Below are 18637 nucleotides of genomic sequence, written 5' to 3' on the forward strand. Positions count from 1 at the left end.
GCAATCAGCTAGGGACGCTCATCCTCGGAGGGGACATGTTTGCACGTATGAAATTCTCAACAGTCAGAGGACGCGTGAACGCAGCGCTTCTTTTTGTTTTGGCCGCGCTCACGGTGTTGGGGCTTTATGCCTTGCTCAGCATTCAAAGTGTCAGCACCAATTTGACCCAAGTGAATGAGGTCAACAGCGTCAAACAGCGTTACGCCATCAACTTCCGCGGCAGTGTACATGACAGATCCATCCTGATCCGCGACATCGTGCTTGCCCCGAATGCGGCGGACATGGCCCAGTCCATCGAAGATGTGCGCAGCTTGGAGGCGGATTATGAACGCTCCGCCGGACCGCTTGACGCGTTCTTTGCGGATCCTGACCTGGTCAACCAAATCGAACGGGACATCCTGACCCGGATCAAAGAGGTGGAAGCGCGGACAAATCCGATGGTCGAACGGATCATTACCGCCGCGCAGGCAGGACAGACCGATGAGGCCACCCAAATTGTCATGCTGGAGGCGCGACCGGCCTTCATTGACTGGCTGGGCGTGATCAATGAATTCATCGACCACCAAGAACTGTTGAACAAGAACATCGGCGCAGATGTTAGCAATCAGGTTGCCAGCTTTCAGATCGTGATGGCTCTCGCGCTGGTGGTGTCTGTTGTCGTTGGCATAGTCGCCTTGGTTTTCATCAATCGGGCATTGCGCCCACTGGGTGAAGTGACGCGCACCATCGAACATGTGGCCGAAGGCAACCTTGATGTGACACCGGGCAAAGACGGTATCGGCGAAGTGGGTGAGCTGCAGACCGCTGCGCTGAAAATGGTGGAAAAACTGAACCTTGCGGAAGAAGAGCGCGCGCGGTTCGCCGCTGCAGAGCGCAAGATGCAAGATGAACGTGAGGCGGCGATCCGTTCTGAGCAGGAAGAGGCGCAAAGGCTGGCCGAACAGGAACAGGCGGCACGCGCACAGACAGAGCGCAAAGCCGAAGAGGCAACCGCGTTCCTGACGGAGCTGAATTCGGTCCTGGCGTACGCCAAGAACGGCGATTATTCGCGCCGCATAAAAGGGCAATATGACAATCCGGAATCTCACGAAACGCAGCAAGGCATCAACCGTCTGTTGGACGGTGTCGATGGCGGGCTGAAGGCCGTTGTGGATGTGTTGGAAAAAGTCGCTGTCGGGGATCTGAGCCAAAAGATGCAGGGCAGCTTTCAGGGGGATTTTGCCAACTTGCAAAAAAGCATGGGCCTGATGACAACAAACTTGCAGGGCCTGACAGGCAACATTTCGACAAGCACGGACAATCTGACATCCTCATCAACCGCATTGCGCGACACTTCTAATGAGCTTTCGCGGCAGGCCACGCAAAACGCCGCTTCGCTTGAAGAAACCTCCGCCGCGCTGGAACAGCTTTCTGCCAGCATCAAACAGGTTGATGCCAATATTTCGAGCGCCAATGACAACGCCAAAGTGGCAAGCGACACGGCAAATGAAGGTCGGACAGTTGCGGCAGAGGCGGCAGAAGCCATGAACCGGATCAATGAAGCATCTGGCGAGATTTCCAAGGTGGTCGACGTGATCAACGACATCTCTTTCCAGATTAACTTGTTGGCCCTGAACGCGGGCGTGGAAGCGGCCAGAGCAGGTGAGGCGGGCCGCGGGTTTTCCGTGGTCGCGTCCGAAGTGCGCAGCCTTGCCCAACGGGCCAGCGAAGCCTCGGGCGAAATTGCTGCCGTCATTGCAAAAAGCGATGCTGCGGTGTCTGACGGTGTTGCAAAGGTAGCCAGCGCCGAAAGCTCTCTCCAGAAAATCTCAGACAGCGTGGTTGGTGTGTCGGGCAGCATTCAGGAAGTGGCACAAGCCATCTCTGAACAGGTCAGTGGTGTTGGCGACATCAACGCGGCTGTCGTCCAGATTGACCGCAATACGCAAAAGCAATCATCAGCCTTTGCAGAGGTAAAGGCGGCCAGCGATCTGTTGTTTAACGAGGCAGACGTGCTGAAACAGGCCAGCAGTCAATTCGTCACCAGCTCAAATGTGGTCAACATGGCACGGAAACCCCCAAGCGCGCCAACGCCCCGCAACACAGCTGAGACGATCCCGGCTGTTGTAAACGGCAGCGAAGCGATGCTGGCAGAGGATGACAATTGGACCGATTTCTAGGGCATTGAAAACTGCCTGTTGCCGCGCCGAAGAAAGAGCTGGGGCAAACGCCTGTGCCCTAGGCGGTTTCCGAACAATGGCGGCGGAAAGCACGTTTGAGCATATCAAGCTCTGCTCGTAAAAGCCCCACCTCGGCGTGAATATCATCCCCCAGCGCATCGCCCGCAAGGATGGTGATATTACCCAGCACATCCTGGCTTTCCCTGTCCCGGATCAGCAGGGTTTGAACGCCGTCCGCGATGGCCTTGGCCGGAATGGGCACCGACAATGTCCAGTGGTCCGCGCTTTGATTATGGGTCAGGATGATATCCTCAACCAGGGTTTCCTCATGGCTCACCTCAATGCTGGGGCGGTCTTCGCCAAAGCCGGTGATGATCCCCTGCCAGACCCCTTGGGCCATCTTGGTCTTGGTCAGTTGCACGCCGTTCATGACACCCCCTATAGCTGTGCCCGTGGTCTGCGAGAAAAGGTCAGATCCCGCAGTACAACCTGGTTCATCTGCGGCCCTTCAAAGATCAGATCGATCCAGGCCCGTTCCACCCGCTTTTCATTCAGGTTTGTATAGGCCAGGTCAAATTCCACCCGGTGGTTTTCTTCATTCAACGGCAGTTCACGCACCAGTTGTTCGGTGTTCGGCCCGTGCTTGATGTTGAGCCGGGCAAAGATCTCAAGCGGTGTTTCCAACTCAACAATGGCGTCCATGCGGATCAGATGTGTGCGTTTAAGGCCCTGCACACCCTCTTGAGGCACATCAAGCACCAGCGACAGGAACGATCCATCAAACTGGAACACGTCCATCCGCAATCCGTAGGGGGCCAGATCTTCTTCGCGCAAGTTGCGCAGTTGGCGCAAACTCAACTCAGAAATGCTGCAGTCATGAAACAGCGTGACCTCTTCGCCCAGCATCGACTTGGTCTTGACCGAAGACATCCCTGGCGTGGGCAGTTGGCCGCGCCACAGCTCAGGCCGCCAGGCCCAATCCGCGTTATGAGGTTTGGGAAAGCTGTTGGACCCGATAATTGGCAGCGCCAAACGTTCATCCGCAGTGTGAATAAGCTGGTCCAAATGCGCCTTGAGTGCACGCGCCTCATTGCGTTGGCGGCGCAGCGTCGGCAGTTCCGTGTCCTTGGCAAGACGCGCGGCGCGGCCCCAGCGCTGCAGGCTGCGCGAAAAGACCTTTCCTTCCAGAAAGCCGAGGGAAATTTTGGACATGACTGCCGGTGCCTGTTGTTTTGCGGCGAGTGTACCGTCAGGGCGGGGTTCGTTCAAATGATTTGGCGCAAAATAAGGTGCAAATTTGAATGAACGCGACCTGCCGCCATTTCATCGACGCCGTAGAGAGCTCAAAGAAACGCTAGCCAGACCGCAAAAGCCCCAGCCGTCAGAGGGCAGAGGTGCTGTTGCTGATCACTTGCGTCATCAATTCGCGCCCCTCCAGGCCAATGGCGCGCCCGTCTTCGGGGCCATAAAGCGCCAGGCCCATCAGCTGTGATCCCAACCGCGCGGTGCCGCGCCATTGCACGGCGCTCATGTCGACCAAAGGCACGTCGCCTTTGGCCTGAAACATCACGGCGTTTGCCATGCTGCGTGTCTTGGCCACATTGCTGAGCGACAGCGCGCCCGCCGTCGTTTCCACGTCCGGCAAAGTGCCGTCTGATGGGGCGGGGGCGAAGCTGACTGTCATCACCCCAAGCGGCGCGCCAGCTGCGGCGCTGGGTGATCCCAGCGTGTCACACCGGGCCATCAGGGCAAACCGCTGGTTCAGCGTGGTCTGATCAATACAGTACCCGCGCGGCGCCTTCAGCGTCACCGCCCCAAATGCCATGCGGGCCTCTGTAACAATGGGCGCGTCCGCCGCTGTGGGCAGGCTTGCGTCACAGGCGCTCAGGCAGGCCGCCGCCAGTGCGGCGGCGCTGACCTTAGAGATCCATGTACTCATGAGTTTCCACTTTGGCCCCTGCATGGGTAACGGCACCAAGATAGGTTGGGCCAACAAGCTGGGCGTATTTCCACAGCGCACCAGAGGCATAATTGGTCGGCCGTGGACCGGTCCAGGCTGCTTTGCGCGCGGCCAGTTCCTCATCTGAGAGATCCACGTCGATGCTGCCCTTGATCGCATTGATGGTGATCATGTCTCCGTTTTTCAGCAGGCCAATCGGCCCGCCCATCGCGGCCTCTGGGCCAACGTGACCGATGCAAAAGCCGCGTGTGGCACCGGAGAAGCGACCATCGGTGATCAAGGCGACCTTCTTGCCCATACCCTGACCCGACAGCGCCGCTGTGGTGGCCAGCATTTCGCGCATACCGGGGCCGCCACGGGGGCCTTCGTTACGGATCACAAAGACATCACCTTCGGAATAGTCGCGGTTTTGCACCGCCTCAAAAGCGTCCTGTTCGCATTCAAAGATCAGCGCAGGGCCGGTAAAGACCTGGCTTTCTTCATCCATGCCCGCGATTTTCACGATGGCGCCTTCGGGGGCCAGGTTGCCCTTAAGGCCCACAACGCCGCCCGTGGTGGAAAGCGGTGTCTCAACCGAATGGATCACCTTGCCATCCGCTTCGCGCTGCACCTTGTCCAGCACTTCGCCCATGCTTTCGCCGGTGGCGGTCATGCAATCGAGGTGGATCAGACCCGCTTTGCGCAGTTCATTCATCACAACCGGCACGCCGCCCGCCTCATAAAGGTCTTTGGCCACATATTGGCCACCGGGCTTCATATCGACGAAGTATGGCGTGTCGCGGAAGATGTCGCAGACGTCTTCGAGATAGAATTCAATCCCCGCCTCAGACGCCATGGCAGGCAGGTGCAGCCCTGCGTTGGTGGACCCGCCCGTGCAGGCCACGATGCGCGCGGCGTTCTCAAAGGCTTCGCGGGTGCAGATGTCACGCGCGCGGATGTTTTTCTCAATCAGGTTCATCACCGCAGCACCAGAGGCGCGGCCATATTCCTCACGGTCTTTGTAGGGCGCGGGCATGCCGGATGAATTGGGCAGCGCCAGGCCAATCGCCTCAGACACACAGGCCATGGTGTTGGCGGTGAACTGGCCGCCGCAGGCCCCGGCAGAGGGGCAGGCGACGCGCTCGAGGATCTCAAGCTCAGCCTCTGTCATGGTGCCGCTTTGATAGTTGCCCACGGCCTCAAACATGTCCTGAACGGTCAGATCACGCTCAGCAAAGCTCTGGGGGACATCCGCATCCTTGGGCGCTTTGCCCGGCAGGATCGAGCCGCCATAGAGGAACACAGAAGGCACGTTCAGCCGCAGCATGGCCATCATCATCCCCGGCAGGGATTTATCACAGCCCGCAAGCCCCACAATCGCATCATAGCAATGCCCGCGCATTGTCAGCTCAACCGTGTCGGCAATCGCCTCGCGCGACGCCAGCGAGGAACGCATGCCCTCATGGCCCATCGCAATACCGTCCGTCACGGTGATGGTGGTGAATTCGCGCGGCGTGCCTTGCTCAGATTTCACGCCATCTTTCACCGCCTGCGCTTGCCAGTTCAGGGCAATGTTACAGGGCGCCGCTTCGTTCCAGCAGGTCGCCACCCCAACGAGCGGCTGGTGGATCTCTTCTTCGGTCATGCCCATGGCGTAGTAATAGGACCGGTGCGGGGCCCGTGCGGGCCCTTCGGTCACATGGCGGCTGGGCAGTTTGGTCTTGTCAAAGCGCTGGTTGCTGGACATCAGATGGCTCCCTGGAAAACTGTCCCAACCGCAATAGTCGTGCAGGCGGGGTGCTGCAAGGCTTTGACGTCATGTTGTAATGCTGGCGGCGGCGTCCTAGGTAACAGACGCATGACGATAAGGGACTGTTACAGCCCCAGAGCTTCGAAAGTCCCGACATGGAACGCAGCATTTTCGCCTTCATTTGGAAATACTCCAAGCGAGAGCAGCTTGTCCTGTTGGCGTTCACCTTGTTCACCTTCCCGTTTCTCTATGCCACGCTGGAACTGCCCAAACGCATCATCAACGATGCCATTGGTGCCGAAAACCCGATCATTGAGGTTCAGGGCGTTGAGCTGACCCAGGTTCAGTTCCTGATGGCGCTGTGTTTTGGTTATCTGGGCGCGGTGCTGGTGCATGGGCTGCTCAAAATGCGGCTGAACACGATGAAAGGTGTTCTGGCCGAACGAATGTTGCGGCGCTTTCGCTATCAACTCGTCAGCCGGATGATGCGGTTCCCCCGGCGTTATTTCCAAAACACCAGCCAGGGTGAGCTGGTCAGCATGGTCACCTCAGAAGCTGAGCCAATGGGCGGGCTGATGGGCGATGCGGTGGCGCAGCCTGTGTTTCAGGCGGGCCAGATGCTGGTCATTGTCTTTTTCCTTTTTGCCCAATCCATCTGGTTTGGTCTTGCCGGTGTGGCCTTGATCCCGCTGCAAGCCTGGCTGATCCCCATGCTGCAACGTCAGATCAACCTGCTGAACAAGGAACGGATCAAAGAAGTCCGTCAATTCGCCGCTGAAATCGGCGAAACATCTGCTGGCATCACCGATCTGCGCAGCAACGGCGGCTGGCGGTATCGGCTGGCCTTGTTCACGGATCGTTTGGGGCGGCTTTTTGATGTTCGTTTCCGGATCTATCAGAAAAAGTTCTTCATGAAGTTTCTCAACAACTTCATCACCCAGCTGACACCGTTCTTTTTCTATGCAGTGGGCGGTTTTCTGGCGATCAAAGGTGAGATTACCGTGGGCGCCCTGGTGGCGGCCCTTGCTGCCTACAAAGACCTGTCGAGCCCCTGGAAAGAGCTTTTGGCCTATTACAACCAGACCCAGGATATGTCCCTGCGTTGGGACATTGTAACGGAGCGGTTCGCCCCCGATCAGATGATTGATGAGGCGCTGTTTGAGGGTGAGCCGGACGACATTCCGCACCTTCGGGGGGATATCTCTTTTGCCAACGTCTCAGTGCGGGGGGCAAATGGCGATCTGGTGCTGGACGACATCAACCTTACCATCCCCGCAGGCAGCCATGTGGCTTTGGCCGCTTCAACCCAGTCTGAGCGGGGCGCGCTGGCAGATTTGTTGACGCGTGAGGTGCTGCCATCGCGGGGCAGCATTCGGATGGCGGGGCATGATCTGGCAACGCTGCATCAGGCCGTTGTTGCCGCGCGCATCGGTCATGCCAGCGCGCAGCCTTATCTCTTTCAGGGGCAAATTGGTGACAACCTTCTGATGCCGCTGAAAACCCACCCCAAACGCGATCCCGCTGCTCCCAAAAGGATCACCCGGGCCGAGATTGAGGCGCGACGCTCGGGCAACAGCCCTGACAAGTTCGACGCAGATTGGGTCGATCCCACACTTGCCGGGCTGGAGACCAAAGAGGATGTGACCTCTTTCTGGTTTGACATCACCAACGCCATGGGTACCGGCGATATGGTGTTTGAACGCATGTTGCACGCGCGTATGGACCCAACAGTACACCCCGATCTGGCCGACAAGATCGTCAGTTTGCGCGCCGAAGTGCATGAACGTCTGGTGGCGCAGGGGCTTGATAAGGCCGTCAATCGCTTTGATCCTGATCTCTTCAACCCGTCCGTGCCGCTGGGTGGTAACTTGCTGTTTGCGGCCCCAAAACAAGACATCACACCAGAAGCGCTGGTGGCAGAACGCGGCTTTCTGGCCATGGTCATGGATCACGGTCTTGCCGCACCCGGCATCGCTATTTCACAGACCTTGGTTGAGACGCTGCATGAAACCTTTGGCCATGACGGCACCGACCATCCGCTTTTCGCCGCACTGGGTATCGAAGAAGCGCTTTATGAACGGCTGGTAGATGTCGCTGCCCGCAGACGCGAACAGGGGGACAAAGCGCTGTCTGAGGATGATTTCGCCCTGCTGCTGACCGTCCCCTTTGCCTTTACAGCTGAACAAATCGGCCCCGCTTTCCCCGATAGCTTCAAACAGGAAATCCTGCAGCTGCGCCGAACCAACGGGGCGAAAATGCGGGCGCAGACCAGTGAAATGTTTGTGCCCATCGCGCCCGAAAACTATCTGCCGCGCCTGACTTTGATGGAAAACCTGCTGTATGGCCGCATCTCGGCGATGGCCGGGTTGCAGGCGGATCTGGTGCAGGATGAAGTCAGCCGCATTCTGGAAGCGCATGATCTGAAAAAAGTGATCTCAGTGAACCTCTTTGATGTGCAAACCGCCATCGGGGGGACGAACCTGCCGGTTCTGTTCCAACAGCGCGCCGCCTTTGGCCGTGCGGCCATCAAGCGCCCCGATGTGCTGGTGCTGAACCAGGCCTTTGCACCGGACAACCCCGAACAACAGGCGTTGATGCGCAAGCGGCTCAGCACCCTGTTGCCCGATACCACGCAGATCTACATCAACGACAGCTTTCCCGACGCCGACGCCTTTGATGTGCATGTTGAGATAAAACATGGTCGCATTGATGGTCAGCCCCGCGCGTTCGATGCGCAAGAGGGCGGCAGTGCCGCGTCAGATGATCTGCGCCGAAAGCTGCGGATCATTGGGCGCAACCCGCTCTTTGCTTCGCTTAATCCGCGCAACAGACGTCTGCTGGCCTTTGCAGCACAATGGTACACGGCAGAAAAAGGCCAGCGCATCTTTGCCGTCGGTGAACGGCCTGATGCGGTCTATCTGTGCCTGTCCGGGCGGGCCGAACTAGGGCTTGAGGACGAAGGGGGCGTGTTCCGCCATGTCTCAGATGTGGAGCCGGGGCGCTTGATTGGCGATCTTGCGATCATCCTGGATGAACCGCGTCAGTTGGATTTGAACGCAGTGGAGCAGACCCAGTTTCTCAGAATTGGGGCTGAGCAGTTCCGCTCCGTGATCGAAAACGATCCTGTTGTCCTTCTTAATCTGCTGCGCACGGTGTCCGGTTATCTCAGCGACGCGGCGGAGCTGATGATTGCGGCCGGTCTGGAGGTCCCGCGTGAGATGGGGCCACACCAGCCGCCGCGCAGCCCAGAAGAGGCGGAAGAGGAATGAGCCGCCAAAACCCCTACGCCGCACATGCAGCCTTTATCGCGGCCGCCCGTGCCAAACCGCAGATCTGGCGGCTTTTTGTGGGGGCCTTTGTTGCGGTGATGGTCTATATTTTCCTGGGCCAGATCTATTTCGTGACCGTTGGGATGCTGGCAAGCGACAGGCCCGCCTTTGCCCAAGCGCTAACGGACGGTACCACGCCCGCTGCAATGTATGTGCTGTTGTTGTCCTTTGGCTTTATGGCCGTGGGCACCTGGGTTGCCGCGAAGGCACTACACCAGCGCGGTCTGGCCACCCTTCTTGGCCCTCTCCCGGTGCTGATCCGCGATTTCCGGGCGGTGTCTTGGGCGGTGCTCGCCGTGATCCTGGCCGTGGTTTTGTTGCCGCCCTGGGACATGGGCGCGCCTTACGTGCCCAATGTGCCTTTGGGGCAATGGGCCCTTTTGCTGGGCCCCTCCTTGGTTTTTATCCTGATACAGGTCTCCGCCGAAGAGATCGTCTTTCGCGGCTATCTGCAACAACAGCTGGCCGCCCGCTTTGCCACCCCGTGGATTTGGATGGTGCTGCCCAATGCCCTTTTCGCACTGGGGCACTATCTGCCCGAAAGTGCAGGGGAAAATGCGATTTTCATCGCACTTTGGTCTGGGGTGTTTGGGATGCTGATGGCGGATCTGACTGCGCGCTCAGGCTCGCTCGGACCGGCGATTGCGGTCCATTTCTGGAACAACGTCAGCGCCATGGTGATCCTGTCGGCCCCGGATCAATTCTCAGGCATCTCACTTTACACCACACCGTTTGAGCTGAGCGACGCAGATGCCATGCGCGCATGGCTGCCGGTGGAGTTTGCGATGATGTTTGTTCTGTGGCTCGCCGCACGCCTGGCCATCAGGCGTTGATTGCATTTTCTTGGCGTGCGTCTTATCTGAGGGCAATCACAGCGTCAGGGACCCTGCATGAACTGGATCACAAACTACGTCCGGCCCCGGATCAACTCGATCTTTTCGCGCCGCGAAACCCCCGACAACCTGTGGACGAAGTGCGACAATTGCGGGACCATGCTGTTTCACCGTGAGGTGACAGATAACCTGAACGTCTGCACCAACTGCGGCCACCACATGCAAATCAGCGCCCGTGCGCGGTTTGCCAACCTTTTCGACGGCGGGATCTATACCGAAGTTGAGGTGCCAAAACCCACCGCCGACCCGCTGCAGTTTCGGGACCAAAAGAAATACCCCGATCGTTTGAAAGCAGCCCAAAAGCAGACAGGCGAAGCCGAAGCCATGCTTGTCGCCGCCGGTGAGATGGGGCGTACGCCGATCATCGCCGCCTGCCAGGATTTTTCGTTCATGGCAGGGTCCATGGGCATGTACGTCGGCAACGCCATCATTGCCGCTGCCGAAGAAGCGGTGAAGCTCAAACGCCCGCTGATCCTGTTCTCAGCCGCAGGCGGGGCCCGCATGCAAGAGGGCATTCTCAGCCTCATGCAAATGCCGCGCACCACGGTTGCGGTGCAGATGCTGAAAGAGGCAGGTCTGCCCTACATCGTCGTGCTGACCCACCCCACCACAGGGGGTGTCACGGCAAGCTACGCAATGTTGGGCGACGTCCAGATCGCTGAGCCAAATGCGCTGATCTGTTTTGCCGGTCCGCGCGTGATTGAACAGACCATCCGCGAAAAACTGCCCGAAGGATTCCAGCGGGCAGAGTATCTGCTGGATCACGGCATGTTGGACCGTGTGACCCCGCGCACCAAGATGCGGGATGAGCTGATTGACATCACCCGCATGCTTTTGGGTCTGCCTCCGGCTGTTCGCGGCGATCTGCCCCCTCCGTCGGATGATGCGGCTGAGGCTGAAACGCCCCCCGCCTCAGAGGCTGAGGCCAACGTCGGCCCTGAGAAATGACCGATCAGACCTCTGACCTCATCCTTGAACGGATGATGGCGCTGCACCCCAAGATCATTGACCTGACCTTGGACCGCATGTTCCGCTTGCTGAATGCTTTGGGCAATCCACAGAACGATTTGCCCCCGGTAATCCACATCGCTGGCACCAACGGCAAAGGTTCAACTCAGGCCATGATCCGCGCAGGCCTGGAAGGCGCAGGCAAATCCGTGCATGCCTACACGTCGCCGCACCTGGCGCGCTTTCATGAACGCATCCGCCTTGCTGGCACGCTCATCACAGAAGATGCGCTGACCGCGGTTCTGGATGAATGCTATGCCGCCAACAAAGGCGAAAACATCACGTATTTTGAGATTACGACCGCTGCCGCGCTCTTGGCCTTTGCCCGAACACCGGCCGATTACACGCTGCTAGAGGTCGGATTGGGCGGCAGGCTTGATGCCACAAATGTCATGGATAACCCCGTGCTCAGCATCATCACGCCGGTCTCTATTGATCATCAGCAATTCCTGGGCGACACGTTGCCAGAGATTGCGGGCGAAAAGGCGGGCATCATCAAACGGCGCGTGCCCTGCATCGTCGGCCCGCAAGAGGACGTCGCACTTGAGGTGATTGAGGCCAAAGCAGCGCGTGAACATGCGCCCCTCTCGGTCTACGGTCAGCAGTGGCACGTCAGCCAAGAAGGCGGGCGGCTGATCTATCAAGATGAAACCGGCCTTTTGGATTTGCCCCGCCCGAATTTGCTGGGTGCGCATCAGGTGATGAACGCGGGTGCCGCCATCGCCGGTTTGCGCGCGCTTGGATTTGGGGACGCTGCTTGCGAAGCGGCGGTCACAGCGGCTGAATGGCCCGCGCGGATGCAACAGCTGCGCAGCGGTCCCTTGGTCGCCTCGGCCCCTCAGGCTGAGCTGTGGCTTGATGGCGGGCACAATGAAGCAGCAGGGGCGGCCCTTGCGTCTGTCCTGGCCAGCCAAGGCGCGCGGCCCACGCATTTGATATGCGGGATGCTCAAGACCAAGGATGTGACGGGCTATCTGGGCCATTTGGCAAAGCACGCGGACAGTTTGCACGCCGTCTCCATCCCCGGTGAGGCGGCCACGCTTTCAGCCCAGGAAACGGCTGAAGCGGCGCGCAGCGTCGGTTTTTTGGCGCATGAGGCAGCCTCTGTTGAGGCTGCTCTGGCCGCGATTGTGGCAGACGCGCCACAAGCTAGAGTGTTGATTTGCGGGTCACTCTACCTTGCGGGGGCCATCCTGCGAGAGAACGGATAAATTTTACCGCGAACCCTCTGCATTTTAATCAACTGTTAGTGTATTCTGGCTCCAATTCAGGTGCGGTCTGACCGCGAAAAAACTGAAAACCTGGCGAGGATGAGCATGATGACACAGCGGGCCAAAGACACTGCACAACCCTCCAAACGGGCAGATAACACTGCCCTAACCACGGTGCTTTTTGTAGGCATCGGGATGGTGATTATCCTGGGCGGTTTGTGGTCGCTCTATATGGCGGACGCACCCTATCACCCCGAGGTGACGCGCGACGGTACAGGCATCCAGCTGGCTGCGGATTAGGGTAGAAATGCACAGGCCTGAAGCGCAGCGAATTGTCCAAAGCCTCTGATTTCAAACGACTCTTTGTAGATCAGCTTTAACAGGTCTGTCCGTTTTGCGTCCATCGCGGACCTGCGACCGATCCGGGACGCGCTACCGCGCGCGGGTCAATCGCCCCAGCCGTCGGCCTGCATCTCTCTGAGGCGCGACGCGGTGCGCTCAAACTCGAAGGTGCCCTCACCCTCAACATACAGCATCTCTGGCGCGGCGGCGGCAGAGCAAATCAGCCGCACCCGCGCCTCATAAAGCGCGTCGATCAATGTCACGAACCGTTTGGCTTCGTTGAAATTGCTGCGCCCCAATTGCGGGATGTCATCCAGCAACAGCACACGCACCGCCTCAGCCAGCGCCAGGTAATCCGCCGCCCCCAACGGTTGCCCGCATAGTGCGTGAAATTTCGCGCGCCCCATGCCGTTGTGAAACTGCGGGATCTCAACATCGCGTCCTTTGACCCGCAACACCAAGGGCGTGCCGGGCCCGCCTGCCAGGTCTTGCCAAATCGCATCCATCGCGGCGCGACTGTCGCCGTTCACCGGGGTGAAATACACCGGCGAGCCTGCCAGGCGATCCTGCCGGTAGTCGGTAGGGCTGGTCAATTCATGAACCACCATCTTGGCCTTGATCAATTCGATGAATGGCACAAAGAGGTTGCGGTTCAGCCCGTCTTTATAAAGGTCATCCGGGATGCGGTTGGAGGTTGTCACCACCACAACACCTGCCGCAAAAAGCCCCTCAAACAGCCGCCCCACGATCATCGCATCGGTGATATCGGTGATCTGCATCTCATCAAACGCAAGCAGGCGGACGGATGCCGCAACCTCAGCCGCCACGGGGGCAATGGCATCGTCCACACCGGTTTTACGCACCTCGTGCATGGCGGTGTGGATTTCTTGCATGAAGGCATGAAAATGCACGCGCCGGGCGGGGATATCGCCAAGGCTTTCAACAAACATATCCATCAACATGGACTTGCCCCGCCCCACGCCGCCCCAAAGATAGAGGCCCCTGGGCGGCTCAGGCGCTTTGCGAAAGAACCCTTTTTTGACCGGCACCAGCAGCGCGTCGCGGATGCGGTCGAACTCTGGCAGCACCGCCTCTTGTGCGGGATCGGGTTGCAAAGAACCGTCAGAAATCAGGGCATCATATGTCGCGCGCAGGCTTTGCATAAGGCGTGAGTACCGCAGAAATTGGCCGATGGGAACGGCGCGTTGCACCCCGTCCAAAACTTGGCGCGGTGGGGGCATCAATATTCCTAAGCGTGCGGTCACAAAGCATGATTTGACGCTGAGAAATCAGGCCCTAATCTGCCGCCAACGTCATGGAAGGCCCCACAATGCAAACCCGCGCACCGCTTTTTACGCCCGTTCTGCTTGTGGGCTGTTTTATCATCATGGTCAGCTTTGCTGTGCGCGCCTCTTTTGGGGTGTTCCAGATCCCGGTGGCAGAGGAATTTGGCTGGCTGCGCACGGAGTTTTCCCTGGCCATCGCCATTCAGAACCTGGCTTGGGGCATCGGCCAGCCGATCTTTGGGGCCATCGCCGAAAAGATCGGGGACCGGCGCGCCATCGTCATGGGCGCGATCATCTATGCTGTGGGGTTGGTGTTGACGGCAAATTCCGTCACCCCGTTGGAGCATCAGGCCTATGCCTGGCTGGTGGGTTTTGGCATTGCGGGCACGGGCTTTGGCGTCATTCTGGCGGTGGTGGGCCGTGCCGCGTCTGATGAAAACCGCTCCATGTCGCTGGCGATTGCCACCGCCGCAGGCAGCGCAGGTCAGGTATTTGGCGCACCGGTTGCGGAATGGATGTTGGGGTTTTTAACCTGGCAAAGCACCTTCTTGGTTTTTGCCGGCGCCATCCTGGCGCTGATCCTGACACTTCCGCTGATGCGGGCCCCGGTGATGGCCAGTAAGGCAGAGCTGGACGAAAGCCTGGGCGAGATCCTGGTCAAAGCCTTCAAAGACCCATCCTATACGTTGATCTTTCTGGGCTTTTTCTCTTGCGGGTATCAACTGGGGTTTATCACGGCGCATTTCCCCGCCTTCGTGACCGAGGTTTGTGGCCCGATTGAACCCGGTGGCATGCTGCACGGGCTGGGCATCACGACGACATCGGCTTTGGGGGCCATCGCGATCTCTCTTATTGGTTTGGCCAATATCGCAGGCACGCTTGCCGCGGGGTGGGCGGGCAAGCGCTATGCCAAGAAATACGTGCTGGCGGGTATCTATACCGCCCGCGCCTTGGTGGCGGGGCTCTTCATCTTTTTCCCGATGACCCCGACAACGGTGATCTTATTCTCCCTCGCGATGGGGTCGCTTTGGCTGGCAACGGTGCCGCTGACCACGGGTCTGGTCGCGCATATCTACGGGCTGCGCTATATGGGCACGCTTTATGGCATCGTGTTTTTCAGCCACCAGCTGGGCAGCTTTGTCGGCGTTTGGCTGGGCGGTGCGCTTTATGATCTTTATGGCAGCTATGATGCCGTTTGGTGGATCGGGGTGGCAGTTGGCGCCTTTAGCGCCATTGTCCATCTGCCGATCAGGGAACGCCGCCTGGAGGGGTTGCGAACAGCCTGATATCGCAAGCGCTGTTTTGGGCTGAGAGGGGGAGGGCTTCAGGCTCACCATCCCAGAGGGGCTGCATCCGCCTTCGATTGATCTCTGCCCTGTCAGGTGTCACCCCCCGCTGCAAGACAAATAACGGTCTCCCAGCAAGCTGGGTCCCTCCGCGATTTATCTTGCACCGTGGCGTGAAACCTGACCTGTCAAAGCTCAAGCGAAGGCGGCTCCAGCCCAGAGGGCGGGTTTCAGGCGGTCCAGCGGTCCAGGATGTAGCGCGCGGTCATCAGATCAAGATGCGCACCGCCGCCGTTTTTGAAAAGCGTGATGTCATCGTCTGAGGTGCGTGTGAACTTCTCTAAATCGTAGTAATCCGCCACGATGTGATCGCGCCCTATCGTGTGGGCCTCTAGCGGGATCTTGAGCTCTCCGATGTGGCCAATTGTGGTGTCGAAGCTGTCGACAAAGACGCGCGCGCGGGTCAGGGCGGTATCGTCCACCTCGCGCATGTCAGGACGGTAGGCACCGATCAGGTCCACATGTTGGCCAGGGCGCAGCCAGTCGCCCATGATCAGCGGATCTGTGGACATGGTGGCACTGGTGATGATGTCAGCGGCTGTGACGGCGCTGGCCAAATCCTCGGCGATGTGAAGTCCGGGTACCTCCGATGCCATCCGCTCTGCATTTGCGTGGGTGCGGTTCCAGACGGTAAAGCGCGCCTCAGGGAAGGCCGCGCGATAGGCGGCATAAAGCGCACGGCCCTGATTGCCTGCGCCCACGATCAGGATGTCCTGGCTGTCCGGGCGGGCCAAGCGGCGTGCGGCAAGCAGGCTGTCCCCGGCCGTTTTCCATTTCGTCACCAGGTGGAAATCCACAATCGCGCTCAGCGTGCCCTGCGCGTCATCATAAAGGTTCAGCCCGCCGTTGATCATGGGGTGGCCCCCTGCCGGATTGCCCGGAAACACGGTGGCCGATTTAACCGCAATCCCCAGCCCGTCGATCCAGGCGGCCCGGCTGAGCAGCGTATCATCGCCGCGGTAGAGAAAAGTATCGCCGATCTCGGCCTTGGGCAGGGCATGTCCTGCGGCCAGCGCATCGGTCAGGCCGATCCAGTCCAGGAGGGCCTCACCCTTTTCAAACGGGATGATTTGAACGCCTTGCATCTATCCTCTCCTTGCGGCTCTGAGTTCGCGTTCCAACGCATCCAGAAAGCGGGATCTGTCGGCTTTGCCAAAGGCTTTGCCGCCGCCTTGGCGAAACGGGTCAGCGGCGCGCAAATCGGCCATCAGATCGCGGGTGGCCAGCACGTTGCCGATGTTGGCCCCGGTCAGCGCCTCACCGTTGTGTTTGAGAACCCGCGCGCCTGCCTCGACGCATTTTGCGGCCAGGGGGATGTCACCGGTCACCACAACATCGCCCGCGCCTGCGCGTTCTGCGATCCACATGTCAGCCACGTCCGGTCCATCAGGTACGATCACAGTCTCGACCAGCGGATTTTGCGACGGGCGCAGCCCGCCGTTGGAAACGACATACATCTGCACCCGGTGGCGCGTGGCCACGCGTTCCGCCTCAGCCTTTACCGGGCAAGCATCCGCATCAATATAAAGCGCGGTCAAGCGTAGAGCGCTTCTGCATGGAAGGCGATGTGGTCTTCCATGAAGGTGGAGACGAAGAAATAGCTGTGGTCATAACCGGGCTGCATGCGGAAGGTCGCGTTTTGCCGTTTGGTGGCAATGGCGGCGGCCAACGCCTCGGGTTTCAGCAGATCAAGGAACTGATCTGATCCCCCTGGTCGATCAACACCGGGCCGTCAAAACCGGTCTCTGCCATCAACAGGCTTGCGTCATGTTTGGCCCAGGCGCTGGTATCCTCGCCCAGATAGGCGGTCAGCTGTTTGCGGCCCCAATCACTGCCCGTGGGGTTGGTAATGGGCGCAAAGGCTGAGACCGAGCGAAAGCGCCCCGGCAGGTTCATCGCAAGCGTGAGCGCGCCGTGCCCACCCATGGAATGCCCGGTGATGCCTTGCCGTTCCGTGTCGAGGGGGAATTCCTGTGCCAGAAGGGCAGGCAGTTCATCGGCGATGTAATCCCACATCTGGAAATGCGGGGCCCAGGGATCTTGGGTGGCATTCACGTAAAACCCGGCACCCTTGCCCAGGTCATAGGCCTCATCATCCGCGACATCTTCGCCGCGCGGCGAGGTGTCAGGGAAAACCACGGCGATGCCCTGTTCAGCGGCCCAGGCCTGCGCCCCGGCTTTGGTCATGGCGTTTTCATGGGTGCAGGTCAGGCCGGACAGATACCACAGCACCGGCACCGGCCCATCCTTGGCCTCCTCTGGCAGGAAGACGGCAAAAGTCATCTCGCATTGGCAGACGGCAGAGCTGTGGGTGTAGACCCCTTGTGTGCCGCCGAAACAGGCGTTTTCAGATACTGTCTGCATGAAGAAGTCCTTTCGATTCTGCGCGTGCGCTTAGCGCGGATTAGAACGCTGAAACCCAGCCGACCACAAGGCTGACTGTGACAATGCTGATCGCGGTGGAGATCAGGATCGCCGTCGATGCCCGGGCGGCGGCGACGTTGTAGTGCTGGGCCAGCATATAGACATTGCCCGCCACCGGCAGGGCCGCAACCGCGATGATCACACCGGCGCTGAACGGCTCAACGCTGAAGAGATAAAGCGCAGCAAAAGCGACAAAAAGCGGATGCAGCACAAGTTTGCAAAAGGTCAGCCAGCCTGCCACCTCCAGCCGCTCAGGCTGGGTCAGCGCCAGGGACGCGCCAATGGCAAAAAGCGCACCGGGCGTTGCGGCACCCCCCAGGATAGCGAGGAATTCATTCATCGGTCCAGGAATTGGAATGCCCAGGCCTGACCAAATAAAGCCGCCGGTAATGGCGACGATCATGGGGTTTTTAACCAGCCCCAAACCGATGGAGCGGAACACCCCCCAACTGGCCTGCCCATCCCGTGCCACGGTGATCAAGATCACGATGAGGCTGGAGAAAATGATCAGATCCACCGCAAGCGCCATCAGCACCGGGGCAATCGCGGCCTCGCCCAGCAGCAGGGCCAGCATCGGCACCCCCAGAAAACCTGCATTGCCAATAACGGCGCATTGCGCCTCAATCGCAGTGGTGGGCACATCAAGCCCGCGCAGAAACCCCACCAGCGTGGCGATCCCGTAAACAAATGCCGTGCCCCAAAGATAGGCCACCACCAGCCGCGTGTCCCAAACCTCGGCCAAGGACAAGTTGGCTGAAAAACGAAACAGCATCGCGGAAAGGGCGAAATAAAAGACGAACTTTGTCAGATAGGCCGTGGCCTCGGCGCTGAAGAACCGGCTGCGCCCAGCCCAATAGCCCAGGCCAATCAGGGCAAAGAAGGGCAGTGTTTTCAGAAAGATCGGCAGCATACCCCAGACCTATCCAGCAACAGCCATGGGGGCAAGCCCA

General features: G+C 59.2%; 15 protein-coding genes and 1 pseudogene. 7 read left to right on the top strand and 9 right to left on the bottom strand.

Features of this window, described 5'->3' with window-relative positions:
- Positions 1-35: 35 nt before the first annotated feature.
- Positions 36-2159, top strand: coding sequence for a methyl-accepting chemotaxis protein (locus tag ACZ1HM_RS02310; protein ID WP_472741017.1), 2124 nt, complete (start codon positions 36-38; stop codon positions 2157-2159).
- Positions 2160-2217: 58 nt separating this feature from the next.
- Here the strand turns inward: ACZ1HM_RS02310 and ACZ1HM_RS02315 are convergent, their stop codons facing one another.
- From ACZ1HM_RS02315 to ilvD, 4 genes are all read right to left on the bottom strand, one after another.
- Complete coding sequence (locus tag ACZ1HM_RS02315) at positions 2218-2589, bottom strand: hypothetical protein (RefSeq protein WP_472741018.1); 372 nt, start codon at positions 2587-2589, stop codon at positions 2218-2220.
- An 8-nt stretch (positions 2590-2597) separates the two neighbouring features.
- Positions 2598-3371: a DUF6478 family protein gene (locus tag ACZ1HM_RS02320; RefSeq protein WP_472741019.1), complete on the bottom strand. Its 774-nt coding sequence runs from the start codon at positions 3369-3371 to the stop codon at positions 2598-2600.
- 169 nt (positions 3372-3540) lie between these two features.
- On the bottom strand, positions 3541-4098 hold the full coding sequence (locus ACZ1HM_RS02325) for a hypothetical protein (protein ID WP_472741020.1): 558 nt from the start codon (positions 4096-4098) through the stop codon (positions 3541-3543).
- Positions 4079-5845 (bottom strand): dihydroxy-acid dehydratase, encoded by a 1767-nt coding sequence (gene ilvD, locus ACZ1HM_RS02330; protein ID WP_472741021.1) that lies wholly within the window; start codon positions 5843-5845, stop codon positions 4079-4081. Before ilvD ends, ACZ1HM_RS02325 begins: the two co-directional genes overlap by 20 nt.
- A 158-nt stretch (positions 5846-6003) precedes the next feature.
- Between ilvD and ACZ1HM_RS02335 the strand changes: the two genes are divergently transcribed.
- From ACZ1HM_RS02335 to ACZ1HM_RS02355, 5 genes are all read left to right on the top strand, one after another.
- Positions 6004-9117, top strand: a complete 3114-nt coding sequence (locus tag ACZ1HM_RS02335; RefSeq protein ID WP_472741022.1) for an ABC transporter transmembrane domain-containing protein — start codon at positions 6004-6006, stop codon at positions 9115-9117.
- The gene (locus ACZ1HM_RS02340) at positions 9114-10010 is read left to right on the top strand and encodes a lysostaphin resistance A-like protein (RefSeq protein ID WP_472741023.1); all 897 of its coding nucleotides are present in this window, start codon (positions 9114-9116) and stop codon (positions 10008-10010) included. Before ACZ1HM_RS02335 ends, ACZ1HM_RS02340 begins: the two co-directional genes overlap by 4 nt.
- Before the next feature lie 57 nt (positions 10011-10067).
- The gene (accD, locus tag ACZ1HM_RS02345; protein ID WP_472741024.1) at positions 10068-11018 is read left to right on the top strand and encodes an acetyl-CoA carboxylase, carboxyltransferase subunit beta; all 951 of its coding nucleotides are present in this window, start codon (positions 10068-10070) and stop codon (positions 11016-11018) included.
- Entirely contained in the window at positions 11015-12289 is a 1275-nt protein-coding gene (locus tag ACZ1HM_RS02350; RefSeq protein WP_472741025.1) for a bifunctional folylpolyglutamate synthase/dihydrofolate synthase, read from the top strand. Before accD ends, ACZ1HM_RS02350 begins: the two co-directional genes overlap by 4 nt.
- Positions 12290-12397: 108 nt before the next feature.
- Complete coding sequence (locus ACZ1HM_RS02355) at positions 12398-12589, top strand: hypothetical protein (protein ID WP_472741026.1); 192 nt, start codon at positions 12398-12400, stop codon at positions 12587-12589.
- A 146-nt stretch (positions 12590-12735) separates the two neighbouring features.
- On the opposite strand, the gene zapE is transcribed toward ACZ1HM_RS02355, so the two are convergent.
- Positions 12736-13794 (bottom strand): cell division protein ZapE, encoded by a 1059-nt coding sequence (zapE, locus tag ACZ1HM_RS02360; RefSeq protein ID WP_472744548.1) that lies wholly within the window; start codon positions 13792-13794, stop codon positions 12736-12738.
- A 167-nt stretch (positions 13795-13961) separates the two neighbouring features.
- Between zapE and ACZ1HM_RS02365 the strand changes: the two genes are divergently transcribed.
- A complete protein-coding gene (locus tag ACZ1HM_RS02365) occupies positions 13962-15203 on the top strand; it encodes an MFS transporter (RefSeq protein ID WP_472741027.1) in 1242 nt (413 codons plus the stop codon).
- Positions 15204-15433: 230 nt separating this feature from the next.
- Here ACZ1HM_RS02365 and ACZ1HM_RS02370 read toward each other — a convergent pair whose 3' ends face one another.
- From ACZ1HM_RS02370 to ACZ1HM_RS02385, 4 genes and pseudogenes are all read right to left on the bottom strand, one after another.
- A complete protein-coding gene (locus ACZ1HM_RS02370) occupies positions 15434-16348 on the bottom strand; it encodes an ornithine cyclodeaminase family protein (protein ID WP_472741028.1) in 915 nt (304 codons plus the stop codon).
- Positions 16349-16801, bottom strand: a complete 453-nt coding sequence (locus ACZ1HM_RS02375; RefSeq protein WP_472741029.1) for a YaiI/YqxD family protein — start codon at positions 16799-16801, stop codon at positions 16349-16351.
- Positions 16798-17627, bottom strand: a pseudogene (fghA, locus tag ACZ1HM_RS02380) (S-formylglutathione hydrolase). Before fghA ends, ACZ1HM_RS02375 begins: the two are co-directional and overlap by 4 nt.
- A 40-nt stretch (positions 17628-17667) precedes the next feature.
- Entirely contained in the window at positions 17668-18597 is a 930-nt protein-coding gene (locus ACZ1HM_RS02385; RefSeq protein ID WP_472741030.1) for an AEC family transporter, read from the bottom strand.
- Positions 18598-18637 lie beyond the last annotated feature (40 nt).

This window comes from Sulfitobacter sp. GN1-4 (assembly GCF_055693825.1).

Bases quoted from the DNA above. Each gene is read 5' to 3' on its own strand.
- ACZ1HM_RS02310 (WP_472741017.1), top strand. From the start codon at position 36: ATGTTTGCACGTATGAAATTCTCAACAGTCAGAGGACGCGTGAACGCA.
- ACZ1HM_RS02315 (WP_472741018.1), bottom strand. From the start codon at position 2,589: ATGAACGGCGTGCAACTGACCAAGACCAAGATGGCCCAAGGGGTCTGG.
- ACZ1HM_RS02320 (WP_472741019.1), bottom strand. From the start codon at position 3,371: ATGTCCAAAATTTCCCTCGGCTTTCTGGAAGGAAAGGTCTTTTCGCGC.
- ACZ1HM_RS02325 (WP_472741020.1), bottom strand. From the start codon at position 4,098: ATGAGTACATGGATCTCTAAGGTCAGCGCCGCCGCACTGGCGGCGGCC.
- ilvD (WP_472741021.1), bottom strand. From the start codon at position 5,845: ATGTCCAGCAACCAGCGCTTTGACAAGACCAAACTGCCCAGCCGCCAT.
- ACZ1HM_RS02335 (WP_472741022.1), top strand. From the start codon at position 6,004: ATGGAACGCAGCATTTTCGCCTTCATTTGGAAATACTCCAAGCGAGAG.
- ACZ1HM_RS02340 (WP_472741023.1), top strand. From the start codon at position 9,114: ATGAGCCGCCAAAACCCCTACGCCGCACATGCAGCCTTTATCGCGGCC.
- accD (WP_472741024.1), top strand. From the start codon at position 10,068: ATGAACTGGATCACAAACTACGTCCGGCCCCGGATCAACTCGATCTTT.
- ACZ1HM_RS02350 (WP_472741025.1), top strand. From the start codon at position 11,015: ATGACCGATCAGACCTCTGACCTCATCCTTGAACGGATGATGGCGCTG.
- ACZ1HM_RS02355 (WP_472741026.1), top strand. From the start codon at position 12,398: ATGACACAGCGGGCCAAAGACACTGCACAACCCTCCAAACGGGCAGAT.
- zapE (WP_472744548.1), bottom strand. From the start codon at position 13,794: ATGCAAAGCCTGCGCGCGACATATGATGCCCTGATTTCTGACGGTTCT.
- ACZ1HM_RS02365 (WP_472741027.1), top strand. From the start codon at position 13,962: ATGCAAACCCGCGCACCGCTTTTTACGCCCGTTCTGCTTGTGGGCTGT.
- ACZ1HM_RS02370 (WP_472741028.1), bottom strand. From the start codon at position 16,348: ATGCAAGGCGTTCAAATCATCCCGTTTGAAAAGGGTGAGGCCCTCCTG.
- ACZ1HM_RS02385 (WP_472741030.1), bottom strand. From the start codon at position 18,597: ATGCTGCCGATCTTTCTGAAAACACTGCCCTTCTTTGCCCTGATTGGC.